This is a genomic window from Pseudomonas sp. 14P_5.3_Bac1 (assembly GCF_025466135.1).
In the GTDB taxonomy this organism is placed as follows: domain Bacteria; phylum Pseudomonadota; class Gammaproteobacteria; order Pseudomonadales; family Pseudomonadaceae; genus Aquipseudomonas.
Map to the genome: position 1 here is coordinate 294,779 of NZ_JANLOF010000056.1, position 18,805 is coordinate 313,583.

Consider the following 18,805-nt stretch of genomic DNA (forward strand, 5'->3'; position numbering starts at 1 on the left):
CTTTGACTGTTACACCTTGAACCTTGGCTTTTCCTGCGGCGAAAAGGGGACAGATTTATTAAAGTAAGAAAGAACTCGGAAAATTAAATAAATCCGTCTCCTTTTTCATTTTGGTGGCCGAGAACAACTGGAGATATTGGAGCATGCTCTGCGTGATGAGGTCCTTCATCAGGCGCAGAGCTTGGAGTAAATTTGTGGGGATCCCTCAGGGTCTGCCCTATATTTTTCCTTTTTCCTTTTTACTTTAAGCATTCAACACTGCAAAGCTTACATCACCGGACCTCAAAAATTCTTGAAAACAAGAAATAACGATATCTATATTTCTTGTGACAAAACTCTCCGGATAGTAATCGCCCAGAACATCAACCAATTTTGCTCCAGTCGACGTATTATTAAGAGTACGCACAACATGCTCACCATCATCAAGGTATTGGTTCAGCATCACAATATAATTTCCAGAATCAGCATAAAGATTGATTTCGTAAGGTCCGGCTTCAGGTGCCGGGGAAATAGACAACGAAGCGACGCCGTCGACTTTACTATATTCACATATAATGGACCTTACATCTTCCATGGTCGGCTGATCAATGAGAGGGATTTGCGATTTGCCATGCTCAGGACTAAGGGTATACCCTCCGATGATCATCTATTTTTTCTCCTTAATAGACTTCATACCTGACTCCCAGTAATAGTTTTTCGGAAGTCCTGTTTTATCATCTATAGCTCTTACGGTTAAATATTTCAACTCAGCCTTTTCTGCGGCAGCGGCTATGTCACCTTTGCAGAATCCGCATACATCTTTCCCTGTGACTGTCATAGACATGTCCGCTCCGGCATTTTTACCAGAGCTATATGCTTGCTGGATCACACCGATTTCAGCGTAGGCATCTTTCATATTTCCGTTTGGATAAAGTTTGCCAGGATTCGCAGCGGCTTTATATGCAATCCTATCCGTGATCAACGAAGGTATTTTCGGGTCCGCCTCGTTGAGAAAAATAGGGGTCAGACCACTATTCTTCCGAGGACGACAAAAACAAAAAATCACAAAAAATAAATCATGTTTTTAAAGAGCAACTCTGCTGAACTCTAAAAAACGAAAAACGGAAAAACGTGGTCTGACCGCTATTTTCCCCTTTATATAAACCGAAGTTTCCAATAGTCATTGCCCGCCACTATCCAGTACCGCTCGCGAGCAGGGATCAAAAAGCTAAAATCAAAGCATTCAGCAGTCCAGTCCGAATAAGCTAGACTTTCATGAGCACGCACGTCATCCATATGCATAAAAATTTTTCTGTCAAAATTTATGTAGAACTTTGGAAACCTGGAATGAATGATATTGGCCTTTTTAAATAGGGCCGGGGACAAACCCTCGCCGGTTAAAAAATAATGTTCAGTCTTTTCAAAAACTTCATAATCCGCTTCTATGAAATTTTTCAAATCGCTTGAAGTAAGAATTTTTTCACTTGAATCATCTAGATACTGCGGAAAATTTTCCGAAGTCATTTTCAGAATACCGCCCCTGAAACTTTTGCAAGACTGCTCGTATTGCTCCTGGGTTATATCGCCATCTTCAAGATAGGCGCGATAGTCTTTTTCTGCGTCAAGAGAGAAATTATACTTCTCATCTATCACCCAATAACATCTTCCAGAGTGTACAAAAAAGCAGACACTTCTCTCTCCATTCCAAAGATCATCAAAAACTGTCTGGTTCACCTTCATTGCTTGAACTCCTTGAAAAATTCATCCTGTGTATAAACACGGGCGTTACTCGAGTTCTTTTCGAGTAGCGACTCCCAAATCTTGGGTAGCTCGAGGGAGTAACCGGGCTGGTCTTTGTCTACCCTCTTAGGTGCATCAGGATCCTTCGTCATACCAGCGACAGGCCGCTGAGGGACTACCCTGTCCATAATTTCCTTATGAAGGCCAGCATCAACGTCAAAAACCACTACAGAGCCATCAGGTCGCTTGTTCGTCAAGTAGTACGTAGCGTGATCAGCATTGCCAACACTTACGCAAATTTGCCCTGCGCAACCTGGGTTGATGCTGATGGTTCCATCCTCATTGGCAGTAATACGGTTCTGACTGGTCTTAGTGCCAGATCCGCCGCCCTCAACCCTGAAATAGGTGGCAGTTTCTGGAGAACCGCCTTTTGCACCCGCACCCACCTCAGCAGCGCCTTCAGCCCCTTTAGCAATCTCCCCTACTTTGCCCACTGCACCCGCTCGGCCCGCAGGAATCATCGACAACGCAAACTCAGTGGCAAGCTTTGTTTCAAACCTGATACTAGCGATTTCGTTGCCTTGGAGCCTATCCAGGAATCTTTGCGCCTCTTTCTCGGTATCAGGCTCTCCCCGCCCTGATAGCAGGGTCACCAAGCCATTGGCCATTTGCGAGCTTACACCCGTAAAGTCGGTAAGGAGTGCCTTGTCGAGCGCCCAAAGACCGTTAGCCATACTCACCGTTCCAGCGGCCAATCCCTGAGGAATTCCCGTTCCCACGCCTTCTATCGTCTCTCCTAACGATGCACCATAGCGGAGGTTGTTCTGGTAGAAATCGTATTGATGCACGACAGGATCAAATTTCCCGACCAGGTACTCCCCGTTGATGCTCCGATTGTTGTATTCGCTAGGAAGATTGAGTCGATAGTCCTGAAGCAAACGAACCGTTTCGTCGGGCGTATAAATCTTTCCAGCGTCGGCAATAACCGGTACATCGCCCATCTCAGCGCGACGGGTGTATTTGTCCCCCAAAGGTGCTAAAGCAATCCCCAGGTATTTAAGCGTCAGTGCATCCGGCTGGTCCTGATGCGCACCTACCACCTTGTTCCAATCAGCATCAACGTAGTAAACGAGCCCTCTGGCCAGACGCTTCTCGGCCTCGGCCGTGGTGATCTGGGCCTCGGTCGCCAATGCGCTGACTTGTTGCTTCAGCGCCATGACTTCCGCAGGGTGCATCTGACGGTTGAACATATCGACGTTCGCCGCACTTTTCCCACCGGCCACAGCTCCGGCTACGCCGGTACCGGAGCCAACACCCGCGCCCACGCCTGTTGCGATCAGCGAGGAGATCGCGTCCAGATTGTGGGGGTCGTCAACACTGTTTTTCAGTGCTTTCTCGACGATAGGCATCAAGGCGGCAGAAGCGCCTGCGCCAAGCGCAGAGCTCTGCACGCTGCCACTCGACAGCCCTATGGCAGCGCCTGCCAGGGTGTGAAGCAAGACTCGCGCAGCCCCACCTTCAGCCCAGGCCGCCTTTTCCGAAGCGCTAGTGGCTGCAACCTCTCTTTGGTTGGCGTAATCACCAATCTTGTAGAACGTATCGCTGGCCGTCGTATTCGCAACAATGCCGACGGTGGTGCCTGCACCGGCACCGCCCAAGCCAGCTGCGATCAAACCTGTAGCGATGTCCGCCATGATCCGTTTATCGCCGCCCACACCCCAACTGGCCGCATCGGCCAATGCCACGTTGGCAGCGGCCACTTGCTCAGGGGTGCCACCTTCAGCTTTCTTCGCTTGAGCCTTGGCCGCGTCAGACTTGGCTTTGGCGACCGTGTTGATCACGCTGCTGGCCAATTGCGCCGAGCTTTGGATCAGGTCGATCCGTTCCTGCATGGCCTTTTCATCCGGACGGTCCAGATGCTGGTTGGCGTTTGCGGTATCACGATTGAGCCCGACGACGTCATAGGTCCCTGCGGCATCGCGAACGATGATGGTGCCAGGGCTGACCGCACTGCGGGTTTTGCTGCTGTCGGACTCTTTAAGCAGCAGCGGTATCGCCCCGCCGGTGTCGGTGTGTGCCCACTTACGCTCGTCAGGTGGCGTGACCGGGCCGCCCGGCTTGTCCCATTTGGTGCTGGTGTAAGACAAGCTCAGGCTGGCGGCCTGGCTCTTGATATCACTTTTGTTTTTGATATCGCTGACCAGCAGCCGCTCGGTGCTGAGGACGTTTTTATCAGCGCTGGCTTCGCTGGCAATCACGACACCTTGCAGTGTGGTGTTTTTGCCGACATAGATGTCGTAGCCACCGCTGCCGGCAAACAGCCCGGTCTGATCAGTCACAGCGTTGTAATCGCTGTTCATCTTGCTGCCGCCGATCGTGCCGGAGGCGGTTACCATCGAGCCCCAACAGAAGGGCGGTACGCAAATACTGGCGCCCACACCGGCGCTGGTCTGCTTGTTTTTCTGGCTTGCCTCGTCCTGTCGAGAGGCGATATTCAGGTTGCCACCGATGTTGGCATTGATGACATCGGCCCGTACCTGGGCGCCGGCCAGCGTAGTGTCCTGCCCGCTTTTGAGCACCAACGAACCGGTGTCGAGCGTCGTGTTGACCTGGGTCAACTCATGCCCGGTGCCCATGCCCTTGGCCATTTTTGCGCCAAGGTCGAGGGTGAAACCGTTCTGGTCACCAATGTTGAAACTGGCGCCGATGCTGGTTTTGTTATTGCTGTTCTTGTTATCCCAGTTTTTTCGGTCCTGCGCGCTCTCCAGCGTGATGTTGTTTTTCGCCAACAACAGCGTGTCGCCAGCTTTGATACTGCTGCCAATGACATGGAGGTTGCCTTCAGTATTAGCCGCGTCCCCCGTAGCAATGATCGACAAGCCGCCGCCGCTGTTAAGCGTGGATTGCTTGGCAGTTTCAGCATGGTATTCACTGGTGCTTTTCTTGCGAGTCGAGGCTAATTCGGTGCCGATTTTGATGACCGAACCCGAGCTATTCGCGGGTTTGCCGTCTGACTCGTTGGCAGCGCTGTCATCGCCACCCATGGCGTTATAAGCCGAGAGCAACGCTTGAGCGCCTTTGACCGCTTTCAAACGGCTGTCATCGGCATTTTTTGCAGCCCGAACATCGTCGCGAATGCTGTTGACCGTATCGACCAGCGTGCCACCGATCACACGGCCAACCGCCAGGCTTTTGGAGCTGTCCTTGCTGGTCTGGTTCGACGTTTCCATGCCGGAGGTGATAGTGACGTTGGCCCCCGTGAGCGCCATGCTCTTGGTACTCACCAAATCACTCGCCACCACCGTCAACTCTCGGCCAGCCGTCAGCGACACATTGCCCGCACTCGAACCCACCGTGCTGCCGGTCAAGGTCATCTCATCGGCAGTACCGTTGTGTTTCTGACTGCCAATGGAAAGGTGTTGGTTGCCGGTGATGTCATCCAGCCCCAGCTTGTTGCCGGTGAGCACACCGGTGAGGTCGCGGCTCTTTTCCTTGTGCATGTCGACACGTGAAAAGGTGTTCTTCGCCGCATCAATGGTCAGGTCGCGCCCGGCCTCTACGGCGAGGTTGCCTGTGCTTACCAGGGATGATCCCGTAACTGTGGCGTCGCGCTTGGCAGCGACGGTGACCGTATCACCGGACACCATACTGCCCACGGCAGTGGTGCGTTTCTCGTCGACTTTGTCTTCAACCTTGCTCGACTTGAACCCACCCCAACTGCTTTTACTTTCTTTGCGTTCGTGACGGGCGCTGTCGGAGTTAGTGACCGCTAGAATGCTGACGTCCTGGCCTGCGACCAGTTGCGCAGCGCCTTTTTCGGCAGTGACCGCACTCCCGGCCAGTAACAGGTTTGCACCCGCCACAACGGTGCTGTTGGTACCTGCGCTGACCAGGCTGCCGACATTGTTGACGGCGGATGTCTCATCGAGGCGAAATTTCTTCCCGGACGAGGTCTTCTTGGTTTTGCTGTAGAAGCTGTAGTCCTGATTTTCAGCCGCCTTGAGGGCAAGGTCGTTACCCGCAACCAGGTACGCTTCTTTGCCCGCATCCACCTGGCTGGCCACCAGTTGCAGATTCTGCCCGGCGCTCAGGGTGGCGCCACCGCCAGCCTTGAGCACGGTCGATACTTGCTGAACGTGGTCTTCCTGGCTGGTGACCTTCTTGGAATTAAACGCCGAATGCTGTTCATTCGCCGCCGACGCCAGGTTCACATTGCCCTTGGCTACCAGCGCCAGATCACGCGTGGCATTCAACTGGCTGCCGATGGCGCTGATATCGCGCGCAGCCACCACCTGGAAGTCGCGCCCGGCTTCGATCACGGTGCCGTACTGGTTTGCGCTGCTGCTGCGCATGTAGGTGCTGACGGTGTTGGCATTGCGCTGTTCGGCGGTGGCCAGGTTTACATCGCGCCCGGCTTGAACGCCCAGGTCGGCGCCGCTTTTGAAGGCGCCGCCGGTGCTGTTGACGTCGCGCCCGGCTTGCAGGGTGAGGGTGTTGGCGGCTTCGATGCGGGCGGCGTTGTCGACGAAGTCGGTGCGCTCGGTGCGGTAGCCGCTGCTGCTTTGGTGGCTGGTGACGGTGCGTTCGTTGAGCACATCGCCATTCACTGCGCTGACGCTGACGTCGCGCCCGGCGATGATGCCGCCGGCGCGGTTGGTGAGGTTGTTGCCGGCGAGCAGGTCGAGGCGGTTGCCGGCTTGCACGAGGCCGCTGTTGACCATGTTGCGCCCGGCGCTGGCAGCCAGGTTGTTGGTGGCGCGCAGGGTGCCGACGTTGTTGAGGTCGGCGCCACTGACCAGGTTCAGGTCGCTGCCGGTGATGAGTGCGCCGTTGGGCGCCAGGCGGTTGTTGGCCTGGGCCAGGTAGAGCACGGGCACCAGCACTTGCTGGCCAGCGACGGTGGCGTTTTCCATCCACACGATGTCGTGGGTCAGGGCCGCGACTTGCTCGGCGGTGAGGCTCACGCCCACCGACAGGTTAAGCGCCTGCTGGGTGCCAATGGCGTTGTCCATCAGGTACTTGAACATCGCCGTGTCGCTGGTCTGACCATCGATGAAGCGCTGGCCGGTGCGCGCGATCACGGCTTGCTGGATCAGGCGTTGTTCATACAGGCCGTCACCCAGGCGCTTTTGGGCCTGGTCTGGGTCGTAGCCCAGTTTGGACAGCATGTAATCAGAGCTTAAAAACTGGCTGAGGTTGGTCAGCAGCGGGTTGGTTTCGATCAGGTATTTCTGTGGGTTGGAGACGAACTGGCTGTCTGGCAGGCCTTGCACACGGTTGATCACCACGCCGTCGGCCGAGGTGCCGCTGCCGGGTACGACCGGGCCGGTAACCGGCGTGCGGTCTACACCGCCGCCGCCGAGGGTCCAGCCTTGCGGGCCGGTACTGGCCGGCGCGCTGGCGCTTTCGCCACTGAGACGGAACAGCCCGCCCTGCCCGCTGGGCAAGGTGAAGCCGGGCAGGCTCAGCGGGTTGATCTGCTGTTGGGCGAGGTCAGGCGGCAGTTGCTGGTTAAGGGTGACGCGCGTCGAGTAACCGGCTGCGCCACTGGCGCCCGTGGCGCCGGTGGTGGTTTTGGCGCCCGCACCGATGTAGTTGTAGCCCAGGCGCACCACGCTGTTGTCGATACCGGCTTGCGCCTTGACGTCTACCGCGCCGGCGGCCTGAATCACCGCAGCGTAACGTTGGTCGTCACTGGCGATTTTGGTGACTTTGCCGAACTGGGTGCGCTCGCTCTCCATGATCCCGATGAAGTTGGCCACGGCAGCCTCCAGGCCACCGAGGTCATTGGGATTGTAGCCAGGGCTTTGATACCAGTATTTATTGGTCAGTGCGCGAGCCGCATTGAACCAGCCGCTTGGGTGCTCGGTGCGCGCCGATGTAAAGAGCCGGTAGGTCTCGGTCTCGCCGGTTTCGATGCCGGTGTTGACCAGGTTGTTCAGGCGCGCGGTGAAGTTGCCGCCGGCCGCAATCGAGCTGCTGCTGTTAAGCAAGTCACCGCCCGCCAGCGTCATGTTACCGCCCGAGGTGATGCTCGAACCGGCACTGGCGGCGGTCACTTCCAGTTTGTCGCGGGTCACCAGCTCCCACACGTAGTTGCGCGCCGTGCCACCGGCATGACAGTCACCCGCGTTGACGTACTCGATGCAGGTGCCTTCGGTGGCGGATGCGGTATAGACACCCGCGTCGTTGACGGTCAGTACCGCCCGTTCGTTTTTGATCGAGTTGGCGGACAGGCTGAGGTTGCCGTCACTCTGGATCGTCGAAGAACTGTTGAGGATGCTGCTGGCCAGGCCGCCCTTGCCGTCACGGTCGACGCTCAGGTTGCCCATGCTGTAGAGGTCGGCGTAGCTGTTGTTCAACGCGTCGACACGCAGGCTCATGTCGCCGCCGCTGAAGATCAGGCCGTGGTCGTTGAGTAACGCACCGGTGGTAGCGGTCAGTCGCTGGCCACTGCCCAGGGTCGCGTAGTTGTTGATCGCGCCCGCGTTAAGCACCAGGTCGGTGGCGGCGGTGATGCGCCCGCGGTTGTTGAGCGTGCCGGCGATGTTGGCCGTAGTGATGCCGCCGCCGGCGATGCTTGCCGTGTCGGTCAGGGTGGCCTGTGCCGCGCTGAGGTTGAGGTCGCCCAGGCTGCTGATGCGCCCGCTGCTGTTAAGGGCACCGCTCAACGTCAGGTCGAGCGTGCCGTCGCTGGCGATCAGGCCTTGGGTGTTCCAATTGGCGCCGCTGCCGACGAAGCGTCGGGCGCCGAGCAGTTGGCCGCTGGCGGTCTGGTCGAGGGTGTCGACGTTGACTGTCAGTTGCCCGGCCTGGATCACGCTGCTGTTGGTCCAGTGGCCCTGGCTAATGGTCAGGTCGCCACGGGTGACCAGGCTGCCGCCCACGTCGTTGAGGTTGGCGGGGGCAATGCCGAAGTTGCCTGTGCCCACGTGCAGTACGTTGCCGCCCAGGTTCTGCAGGCTGCCGGCGTTGAGGGTCAGGTCGTTGTTGGCGGTTTCGAGCACACCGTTGCGGTTGTCGAACAGGCCACCGATGGCGAATTCGGTGGTGCCCGCCGTGCCCAGGGCACGCAGGCGCCCGGTCTGGTTGTCGAGGCTGGCAGCGCGCACCTTGAGGGTGCTTTCGCTTTCGATGATGCCCAGGCGGTTGTTAAGTGCGCCGCTCAGGTCCAGGTCGATTTGTTGACCGGCAATCTGGCCGTCGTTGTCGCCGCTGTTATCAAAGTCATGCCCGACCACGCGCATCAGGCCTTTGGCATAGAGCCCGCCGTTGCGGTTGTCGAAATTGCCGGTGGTCACCAGTGCGTTGCCGCCCTGCGCCGCGATGCGCCCGCCATAGTTGTCTACGCTGCCGGCTTGCAGGTTGAGGCTTTGCCCCTGCATCACGCCGCCCTGACGGTTGTTGTTGAGGTCATAACCGTTGCGCAGCACGCCGACCACACGGGTTTGCAGTGCGGCCTTGAGGCTGGCAAGGGTGCCGCCACGGTTGTCGAGGCTGGCGGCGTTGACACTCAAATCACCCGCCTGGGCGATCAGTTTGCCGCTCTGGTTGTCCAGCGCGTCGGCCACGTCGACGGTCATGCCGCCCTGGCTTTGCACGGTGCCTTTGCCATTCTCCACGCGGTTGGCCGTGAGGCTGAGGTCGGCGTTCTGGCTGTAGATCAAGCCGTCGTTGCCGTTCTGCACCAGGCCGCTGGCGGTGAGGCTCAAGCGGTCGTTGGCGGCCAGGGTGCCACGGTTGCGGTTGTCCAGGCCGCCGGTCAGCAGGGTCAACAGGCCCTGGCTGGCGATCTGGCCGCCCTGGTTGTTGATCTGCGCGGCACGGCTGATCAGCAGCGGGCCGCCGCTGGCCAACTTGCCATTGGTGTTGGTCAGGGTCGCGAGCAGGTCGAGGGTGGTGGCGGTGCCGCCGCTGATGCTGCCGGCGCTGTTGTCCAGGTTTTGCGCGTTCAGGTTCAGGGCTGCGCCGCTGTCGATCACGCCGCCCTGGGCGTTGTTGAGCAAACCGCCCACGTTGAGACGTTGGCCGGCGGCGCTGGAGAGTACGCCCGTGTTGCTGTTGTCCAGCTCGGCGGCGGTCACGTACAGCGCTTTTTGACTCACCAGCGCACCCGCTCCGCTGTTGAGCAGGCTGGCGGTCAGTGTGGCATTAAGGTCGCCATAACGGCTCGACAAGGTGCCGTTGTTGCGGTTATCGAGGTTCGCGCCGCTGACGGTCAGGCCCTGCCAGCCGGACATCAAGCCGTTCTGGTTGATCAGGTTTGTGGCATTGAGCAGCAGCAGGTTATTGCTGATCAGCTTGCCGTTGCTGTTGTTCAACGTGCGACCGCTGAGGTCCAGGGTTTGCGCACTGGAGAGTTCGCCACCGCCGTTGCTCAGGTCACGCAGATGGTTGATGGTCAGATTGCCGGCGGTGGTGATCAGGCCCCCGGCGTTGTTCAGGTCGCCGGTGGCGTTGCCGAAGTCCAGGGCAATTGCGCTGCCCAGCAGTGAGCCATTCTGGTTATCCAGCTCGGCGCTGTTGAGTGTCAGGGCAGCGCCTGCGTTGAGCAGGCCCTGATCGCGATTGGTCAGGCGGCCATCAATGTTGAGTACGGTGTCGCCACGGCTGGTGAGTGTACCGCCGCTGTTGTCGAGGCTGGCGGCGTGCGCGTCGACCGACGCTGCGGCGATCATGCCTTTGACGTTTGCCAGGGCCTGGCCGATGCGCAAGGTCAGCGCGGTATTGCTCAGCAGTTTGCCGCCGCTGTTGTCCAGGTTGTCGGCGGTGAGTGTGAACGCCTGGCTGCTGGAAATCTCGCCGCCCTGGTTATGCACATCTTTGAGGTTGTTGAGCATCAGCAGCGGCGCGTTGATCAGTCCGCCCTGGTTATTGAGCTGACCACGGTTGAGGTCCAGGGTCAGGGCCTCGGCGCTGGTGATCTGACCGCCTTGCTGGTTGTTCAGGTCAGCGGTAGTGATCTGCGCGGCCTGACGTGCGCTCAGGGTGCCTTTTTGGCTGTTGTCGAGACTCGCGCTGTTGAGGATCAGGCGGGCGTCAGTCACCAGCCGCCCGCCCTGGTTGTCCACCGCGCCAAGGGCGTTGAGGGTCAGCGGGCCGGCGCTGGACAGCGTACCGCCGTTGTTGCCCACGTTGCGCGCCGTGACGCTCAACAGCCCTTCGCTGCTGATCAGGCCCTGGTTGCGGTTGAGCAATTGATCGACATTCAGGCCTGCGCCGCTGCCGGCAATCACCAGCCCGCCATCGCTGTTATCCAGTTGCGTGCCGGTGACCTGCACGCCCGCACGGCTGGACAGCTCGCCGTTGCGGTTGTCGATGTTGGCGACAGTGACCTGCACACCCTCGACGCCGGCGACCAAGCCTTTCTCACGGTTGTCCAGGCTGTTACCGGCCACGCTGACCAAGCCTTGGCTGGTGAGCAGACCGCCCTGGTTGTTCAGGCTGCCGACGTTAAGGCTCAACGCCTTACCCGCCGTGACCAGCCCCGCGACGTTGTCGAGGGTGGTGACCGTCAGCGCTGCGGTGTCCAGGCTGGAGACTTCGCCGCCCTGGTTATGCAACTCACCGACAACCGCGGTCAGCGGACCGTTGCTGGTGACCAGCCCGCCTTGGGTGTTCTGCAGGCGATCGGCCGTGAGGGCCAGGCCGCCGTTGCTCAGAATGCGGCCTTTGTTCTGGTTGTCGACTGTGCCTGCCGTAATCTGCGTGTGCTGTTTTGCACTCAGGGTGCCGCCCTGGTTGTTCAGGGTCTGGGCATCGACGCTCAACGTACGGCTGGCGATGACATTGGTGCCGGTGTTGCTGACGGTCTTGCCGCGCAGGCTGACGTCGCCCGCTGCGTTGCGGGTGTTATCGGTGTTGACGCCAGCTTCGATAATGTCGCTATTGGTCAACGTGCCGCCGCTGGACAGCGCAATGCGGTCACGGGCGGCCAGGCTTTGGCGGTTGGTCAGATCGCCTTGGGTTTGCACGTCCAGTGCCGTGCCGGCGTACACCGGCCCCTTGGCGTCCAGGCTCGCGGCCTTGACGTTGACCGCGCCGCTGGCGGCGGTCTGCGCCATGCTCAAATGCCCATTGGCATCAAGCTGAATATCTCCACCACTGGCCGCCAACGTGCCGTCGAGCTTCACGCCCACGCCGGCTTCGGTGCCCACCAGTTTGATCGCGCCGGCGTACATGCCGCCCAGCGCGCTGGAGTCGATGGCCAGCTCGGGTTTGGCGCTGCCGTCGTCGGCGCGTGCGGTGGTTTTCAGGCTTTTGGCATCGACGTCGTTGCGCCCGGCGATTACGGCCAGCTCGCGTGCGTTGATCTGGGCGTTGATCTTGGCCGAGCGGGTGATGATTTCGAAGCGGTCGACGTTACTGGCGTTCAGGCCCTCGCCGTCGATGGTCACGGCGCCGCCGTCGACCTGGTAGTGGTCCAAACGGCCGACGTTGTCCATCACCGGTTTGCCGGTAGTCAGGGTCACGTTGGGCGTGTTGATAAAACCGCAGCCACTGCACGTGATGCCGTACGGGTTGGCGACGATGACCTTGGCCGACTGGCCCGCCACTTCGGTGTAGCCGCGCAGCTGGCTGGGGCTGCCGCCGTTGACTTCGTTGAGAATGACGTTGGCGGCGCCGCCCTTGAGGTTCGGGTTGCCGACGATGTAGCCGCCGAGCTGAGTGTTCTGCACCGCGCCGGTGGCGTTGTTGAGGATCACGCCGTTGGGGCCGACGTTGTAGTCCTTGAACTGGTTATGGGACAAGCCACTGCCATTGGGCGCAGCGATGTTCACCACCGGCACGCCATTGCCGGCCTGGCCGACGCTGGTGGCCGGATTGCTGACCACAATGCCTTCGGCCTGGGCGAGCAACGGCTGCCAGAACAGCGCGTTGGCCAAAATCAGCACCAGGCCGCGCTTGGGCAGGCCAAGGAACGCGTCCCGGCGCTTCAGGGCAGCAGAAGGTTGGCGGGCCAGAAAGGCAAAGTGGCGAACATCCATTTTCAGATTCTCGTTGCAGCAGGGCGTTGAATTACAGGAAGAAATCCATGCGGAAGTAGATCGGTGCTTCGCGCTCCGTCACGACCCCAGGCCTTTCTAACGAGTGAGCAAACGTCACGCTGGTGCTGACGTATTTGCCCCGGGCGAACAGCTCCACGGAGTTGCTTGAAACGCGGCCGTGGTAGTCGTCGTTGTAACGGTCGTTGCGGATCACACCTTGGTCGTAACCCAGGCTGGTGCCGTATTCGGCGAAGGCCGGGCGCAGCCATTCCAACGTGACCGGGCGGGCCCAGCGCACTTCATTGCGCCAGTAGCCACCGCTGTCGCCGGACAGTTGCTGATCCTTGAAACCGCGTACCGAAGAAGAGCCGCCGAGGCTGATGCGTTGCGGCGAAAACAGCACGTCTTCGCTGCGTTGCCCGGTGGCCAAGCTGGTAAAGCTGAACGACTCGCCCCACAGGCTGAATGGCTGCAGGTAACTGACGGTGGCGGTGTATTTGCGGTAATCGGGAGTGGCCGTGAGGTGCCCGTACTGATCGCGATGCTGGTCGTCGCGCTGGGCGTCAAATGCACCGATGCCGTTCTGCACGCCCAGGTCAACGTTGACGAAGGCATTGCCGATGCGCCTGCCGTGGTTGATACCAAATTGCAGTTCGCTGAGGCGGTTACTGCTGGTTTCGAGGTGGGCGTCGTCGATGTAGTTGTTGGTGCGCAGGTGAGCCAGACCGACGTTGACTGAGGTCTTGCTCACGTCATCGCGGTGAATCACGCGCTCTGCGCGCAGTTGGTGGTTTTCGTTATCGCCCGACTGCTTGAACTTGAAGGTGTCGGTGTAACCCAGCGCGCGGTAATCGCTCTCGCTGTAGGTGTAGCTGAAGTTCCACCAGCCCCACGGCACGTTGTAGTAGAGCATGGTGTTTTTCGACGTTTTCTGGTGGTCGCTGATCGCGTCATGACCACCGCGCAGCACCAGTTGGTCGGCCAGCCCCAGCGGGCTGTCCCACTCCAGGCCCGCGCCCCATTGCTGCTCGCCGGTGCTTCTTTGCCCATCGTTATTGCGCGACAGGCTGGCGCGCCACGGCTTTTGCGCGGTGTTCTTGACCACCACGTCGCTGCCGCCCACTTCTTTTCCGGGGGTCAGTTCCATTTGTGCCTGTTTGGACGGCAGACGGTTGAGCTGGTCGACCAGTTGCTCGACCTCGCGCAGGTTCAGCGCCTCGCCGACCTTGCCGGGAAAGGCCATGGCCAGCTCGCGACCGGTCACGTTGCTGCCTTCGGCGCTTCTCAAGGCCTCGAGCTTGCCCTCGACCACCAGCACTTGCAGGTGGCCGCTGGACAGGTCCTGTTGCGGCAGGTAGGCACGGCTGGTGACGCGGCCTTTGGCGATGTAATAGTCGGTGATGACTTTAAGCAGCTCATTGAGCTGCGAGACGCCCAGGCATTGGCCCACATAGGGTTTGAGCAACAGCGTGCGGTCGGCAGCGGACAGGCTGTCGGCGCCCTTGAGCTCGATGTCTTTGATCGGGAAACAGCGGGTGTCAGCGGGCGTCGCCGGGGCTTGGGGCTTGGCCTCTTTGCCGGGCAGGTCCTGGAGTTCTTGCAGGCGCCGGCCCTGCTCTTCGAGCAGGCGATTTTGCCGGTCGCGGATCAAGTCTTGATCCCCTGGCGTGGGAGCGGCTGTGGCACTGTTCAGGCCCAGACAGGCGAGCAGGAAAGTGCACAGCAAATACCGAGTCCGTGGCAATAACAAAGACATGTTCGATCCATCGAAAATCAAGGGGCGGCAAACTAACATCGAACTCGCGCTAGCCCAAGAAGCTGGACTTGTCGGGCATTCGTACTTATTAAAACCACAACCTATTGATTAATAACAACAAATAATCATCAAACGGTGAAAGCGCTTATTGTTGAAACTTTTATTCCGACAAGCGGCCACTGTTTTTGATAACCCTTCGGCAAACAACCCTGCAGATGCCATTACTTAGCCATCAACTAAATACCGAGTTAGGTTAGTACAGGGGAATACAGAAAAGTTCGCGGATGTTTTGTGAATTGGATCCCATTTATCGGATGAGTCTGGGATAGCGCCTCTTGTGGCGAGCGGGCTTGCCCCGCGTTGGGGCGTGAAGCGTTCCCTGGTCAGTGTCGCCGCGTTACGTCAGGAAGATCGTGGCGTCAGGTTTGGGGCTGCTTCGCAGCCCAACGCGGGGCAAGCCCGCTCGCCACACAGACCGCTCGCCACAGAGCGCGGGGTAAAGAGCACGGGGCAATTAGCCTGCGCCTTTGTCTTTTTCCTGCCCTGGCACCAGGGTCAGCCCTGGCCGCTCAACGTCGCGCGAAACATGGGCCTTCACATCTTCTACGCCGCCCTCGTCATCGTTGTGGATCACCAGCACGCCCGACTTGCGAAACTGCTCGAGGTGGCCGTCGCCCAAGTTAAAACTTTCACTCAGGCTTTTATCGCTGAGCGCGTTGGCTTCGGCGCGACGCTGGGCAAACTTGCGCCCACGGCGCTGTTGATAGCGTGCCCAACTGATCAGGATCACCGCATTGAACAAGGCGATCCACAGGTAGATCTGCAAGGTGTTGAGCGCCGCAAAAATCGGCGCCTCAATGCGCGGGCCGCCATGGGTTTCCAGCATTGCGCCGATCCCACGTGCCAGCAGCCAGACCAGCCCCGCCCAGGCCAGCAGGGTGAGCAGCACGTCGATGATCCACATCACTGTGTTCTGGCGAGTTCTGACCAGTTTCATCGTCACGCCTCCTCTTCGCTAGGTTTAATACCGCGGTCCGGGCTGACCCAGCGCGCGCGCTTCTGGTGCTGGTTGAAGAGCACCTTGGGAAAGCTGACCAATGTGGTCAGCAAACTGACCAGCCAGAACACCATCGGGTACCACACGGTCCAGAACAGGGTTTTCCACAGGTCTTTTTCGTAACGCCGATCAATCAGGATGCTCACCGCAAACTGCAGCAGGCACACCATCGCCAGCACCAGCCCGGTAAACGCCGGCGGCACCAGCGAATCCACGGCAATCGCCTGCGGCAGCACCATGAATTTGCCCAGGCCCCAGAAGATCACCGAGAGCAGGAAAGTGAAGGCCCAACCGGTGGACAAGCAGTACTCGAACAACAGCGGCCACAGGTAACGATGGCGCCATTGCCAGATGCCACGGATGTTTTTGAACAGCACTTCGGCGCCGCCCTGGGCCCAGCGCAGGCGTTGCTTCCACAGGCCACCGACGGTTTCGGGCATCAGGATCCAGCACAGGGCACGCGGCTCGTAGAAGATGGCCCAGTGATCGAGTTGCAGCTTCCAACTGACATCGATGTCCTCGGTGATCATGTCGGTGCTCCAGTAGTCGATGCGGTCCAGCGCTTTCTTGCGAAACGCTACCACCACACCCGACACCGTGAAGATGCGGCCGAACACCCGCTGGGTGCGCTTGATCAAGCCAATGATCGAAGAGAACTCGCCCACCTGCACCCGGCCGATCAAGGTCGAACGCGTACGAATGCGCGGGTTGCCGGTCACGGCGCCCAGGCGCGGGTTGTCCAGCATCGGCGCGACCATGTAGGCCGCCGCATTTTTATCGAGCAAGGCATCGCCGTCGATGCACACCAGGTACTCACTGCGCGCAGCCACCGCGCCCATGCGCAGGGCCACAGCCTTGCCCTGGTTCTGCGCCAGGTGCAGCACCCGCAAGCGTGGGTGTTCCAACGCCAGTGCATCAAGCACCGCGGCGGTGTTGTCTTTGGAGCCATCGTTGACGGCGATCACTTCGATGTTCGGGTACAGCTGGTCCAGCGCCGCATGAATGGTGTCGGCGGCGTTATCGCCCTCGTTGTAGCAAGGAATGATGATCGAGATCAGCGGGTTGCCGGCCAGGGTCGGCGCCGGCGTGTCTTCCTTCCACGGCCAGTGACGCTCCCAGTGCAGCCAGAAGTACAGCCCGCCGGCGATCCACAATGCCGACATGAACAGCGGGTAGAAAAACACGAAGTCCATCAGGAACTGCCCGGTGACCAGAAAGATCAGGCCAAGGGGCACACCCAACACCAGCGCCAACACGAATAAAGCCAGGATTCTGTCGAACATGGTCAAGGGTTCCATTGGTTGGACAGGGCCGGACGTACCGTCTTCAGGTCCGGCGAATTTTCCAGGAAGTTGTCCGGGTAGTAGCCAAAACTCCTGACCCCCTGGCGTTTGAGCACACCCATCCATTCAGCCATCTGCGCGCCGTCGATATCGGGCGCGTCTTTGGTGCGCCAGTCTTTGGCTTGCAGTTCAAACACGGTGCGCTGCAAGGCATCGGGACGGGCTTTGACGGTGGCCACGAGTTTTTCCAGCCAGGCGTTGGAGTTCTTCAGCGTCTCGCCTTCCATCAGCGGCATGGCCATCGGCGCGGTCCAGTCGTAGGTCTTGAGGAAGTCATCGAGGTTCTGCGCGAACCACGCTTCGCTCGCCGGGTTGAGCATCGGCTCGGCGAAGATATTGCGCGCGGTCTGCACCTGCGGCCCGCGGATGGCGCGCACTTTTGCGGCCAGTTCCTGGGTAAAGTCGATCAGGTAGCGGCTCTTGAAACGCGTCCAGCGCTGCATCACGGCAGGGTCGGCACGCAGCGCGGCAATGCTGCCCGGCAGGCCGTTGGCGGCGTAAGTCTTGAGCGCTGCGGGGCTGGCGTCTTCGAAATCAGAAAGGACCGCGTCGTCGTGGAACAGCACGCCGTCGATGGCCGTGTTGCGCGCCAGGTCTTCATAGATCTCACCGATCTGCTGGCGCACGGCCGGGTCAAACGGCGACAGGCGCTTGTACTGGTCCGGGTCGAGGCCGACCTGGCCGGTTTTCGGGTCCATTCGCGTGACACGCGGCAACGAAGGGTCGAGCGCAAAGCTCAGCACTGGCATCCACGCGTAGATCGCCACGTGGCCACGGGTACGCAGTTGCCAGGTGACGCGGTTGAACAAGTCGCGGCGCACCGGCAGATGGCGGTTGGGGAAGTACAGCGAATGCACCAGGCCGTCACCCTTGGGATCGGCGAAGGCTTGCAGGAACACGGTGCTGGCGCCCATGTCGACCACGCGCTGCACCAGCTGGTCGAGGTTGCGTGCCTCTTGGGCCGGGTCCGGGTCGTAGACGTTATCCAGGTCCACGTGCAGCACGCGCATCGAGGTCCGCGCCTGTGTGCCGACAATCGCGTTGGCGTAGTGCTCGCCGTCCGGGTCGGAGGCCACCAGGAAGCGTGGGCTGCTTTTGAGGTTGGCGAGGTCGTCGAGGCCGTCGTCCAGGGTCAGGGCCATCTGGTAGCCCTGTTCGCCGACGACCGCCAACGAGGTGCCGTCGGCGGCGCCGTAAGGCCACACCCATACACGCGGCGCCTTGCCGGTGACGGCGCGCAGTTTGTGGGTAATGGCCGTAACGTCGGCGCGCATCCGCGCCTGGAACTGCGCCTCGGTTTCATAGGTGCCAGTGGCGGCGTCATAACGTCGCGTTGCGGCGGCCGGCTCCTGGTTACCTTGTGGGTTGGCCAGGATGCCGGTGTGGCTGGCGTCAGTGTGGGCGGCGATTTCGACCAGGCCCGACTTGGAGATCTCGCGCACCTGCTCCCATGTCAGGAAGTCGGAACGCGCGCGCGGTGTGCCGGCAAAATCCACCGGTTTATTCAGCGGCGTGTCGATCCAATAGCCCACCGGGGCCAGAATTGCCGGCCAGTTATAGGCACGCAAAATCGGTAGCACGCGGGTATAGAAGCTGGAATAGCCGTCGTCGAAGCTGAGCAGGATGGCTTTGGGCGGCAACTGCGGCCCACCGCTGCGCGCTGCCAGGATCTGATCGACACTGACCGGCCGGTAGCCGTTCTCGCGCAGCCAGGCCAGTTGGTCGACCAACCGTTCGGTGCGCACCGCCACCACCGCCTGATCGGGGTCGCGATCTTCAATGTCGTGGTAGGCAATGCCCAGGAAATGGTTTTTCGGCCACGGCGCTTCACGCGCAGGTGTCGGCCGCTCGGCGGGTGGGGTATAGGGCGCAGGTTGCTGGGCGCACGCGCCGGCCAGCAATACACCCAGGACCAATAAACAACGGCTGAGGACAGTCATGT

General features: G+C 59.8%; 8 protein-coding genes. All 8 read right to left on the reverse strand.

The genetic code is table 11. The features are described 5' to 3' along the window. Window positions 1-244 precede the first annotated feature (244 nt). Window positions 245-646, reverse strand: a complete 402-nt coding sequence (locus tag NTD89_RS13705; RefSeq protein WP_262208217.1) for a DUF6911 family protein — start codon at window positions 644-646, stop codon at window positions 245-247. Beyond that, window positions 647-895 (reverse strand): hypothetical protein, encoded by a 249-nt coding sequence (locus NTD89_RS13710; RefSeq protein WP_262208218.1) that lies wholly within the window; start codon window positions 893-895, stop codon window positions 647-649. It abuts the gene before it with no gap. A 239-nt stretch (window positions 896-1,134) separates the two neighbouring features. Beyond that, window positions 1,135-1,719, reverse strand: coding sequence for a hypothetical protein (locus NTD89_RS13715; RefSeq protein ID WP_262208219.1), 585 nt, complete (start codon window positions 1,717-1,719; stop codon window positions 1,135-1,137). Continuing rightward, window positions 1,716-12,707, reverse strand: a complete 10,992-nt coding sequence (locus NTD89_RS13720) for a hemagglutinin repeat-containing protein (protein WP_262208221.1) — start codon at window positions 12,705-12,707, stop codon at window positions 1,716-1,718. Before NTD89_RS13720 ends, NTD89_RS13715 begins: the two co-directional genes overlap by 4 nt. A gap of 31 nt (window positions 12,708-12,738) precedes the next feature. Then, window positions 12,739-14,463: a ShlB/FhaC/HecB family hemolysin secretion/activation protein gene (locus tag NTD89_RS13725; RefSeq protein ID WP_262208222.1), complete on the reverse strand. Its 1,725-nt coding sequence runs from the start codon at window positions 14,461-14,463 to the stop codon at window positions 12,739-12,741. A gap of 514 nt (window positions 14,464-14,977) precedes the next feature. After that, window positions 14,978-15,460: a poly-beta-1,6-N-acetyl-D-glucosamine biosynthesis protein PgaD gene (gene pgaD, locus NTD89_RS13730; RefSeq protein WP_106577326.1), complete on the reverse strand. Its 483-nt coding sequence runs from the start codon at window positions 15,458-15,460 to the stop codon at window positions 14,978-14,980. 2 nt (window positions 15,461-15,462) lie between these two features. Continuing rightward, the gene (gene pgaC / locus NTD89_RS13735) at window positions 15,463-16,803 is read right to left on the reverse strand and encodes a poly-beta-1,6-N-acetyl-D-glucosamine synthase (RefSeq protein ID WP_124416133.1); all 1,341 of its coding nucleotides are present in this window, start codon (window positions 16,801-16,803) and stop codon (window positions 15,463-15,465) included. A gap of 2 nt (window positions 16,804-16,805) precedes the next feature. After that, window positions 16,806-18,803 (reverse strand): poly-beta-1,6-N-acetyl-D-glucosamine N-deacetylase PgaB, encoded by a 1,998-nt coding sequence (gene pgaB, locus NTD89_RS13740; RefSeq protein ID WP_262208224.1) that lies wholly within the window; start codon window positions 18,801-18,803, stop codon window positions 16,806-16,808. Between the last annotated feature and the right edge of the window lie 2 nt (window positions 18,804-18,805).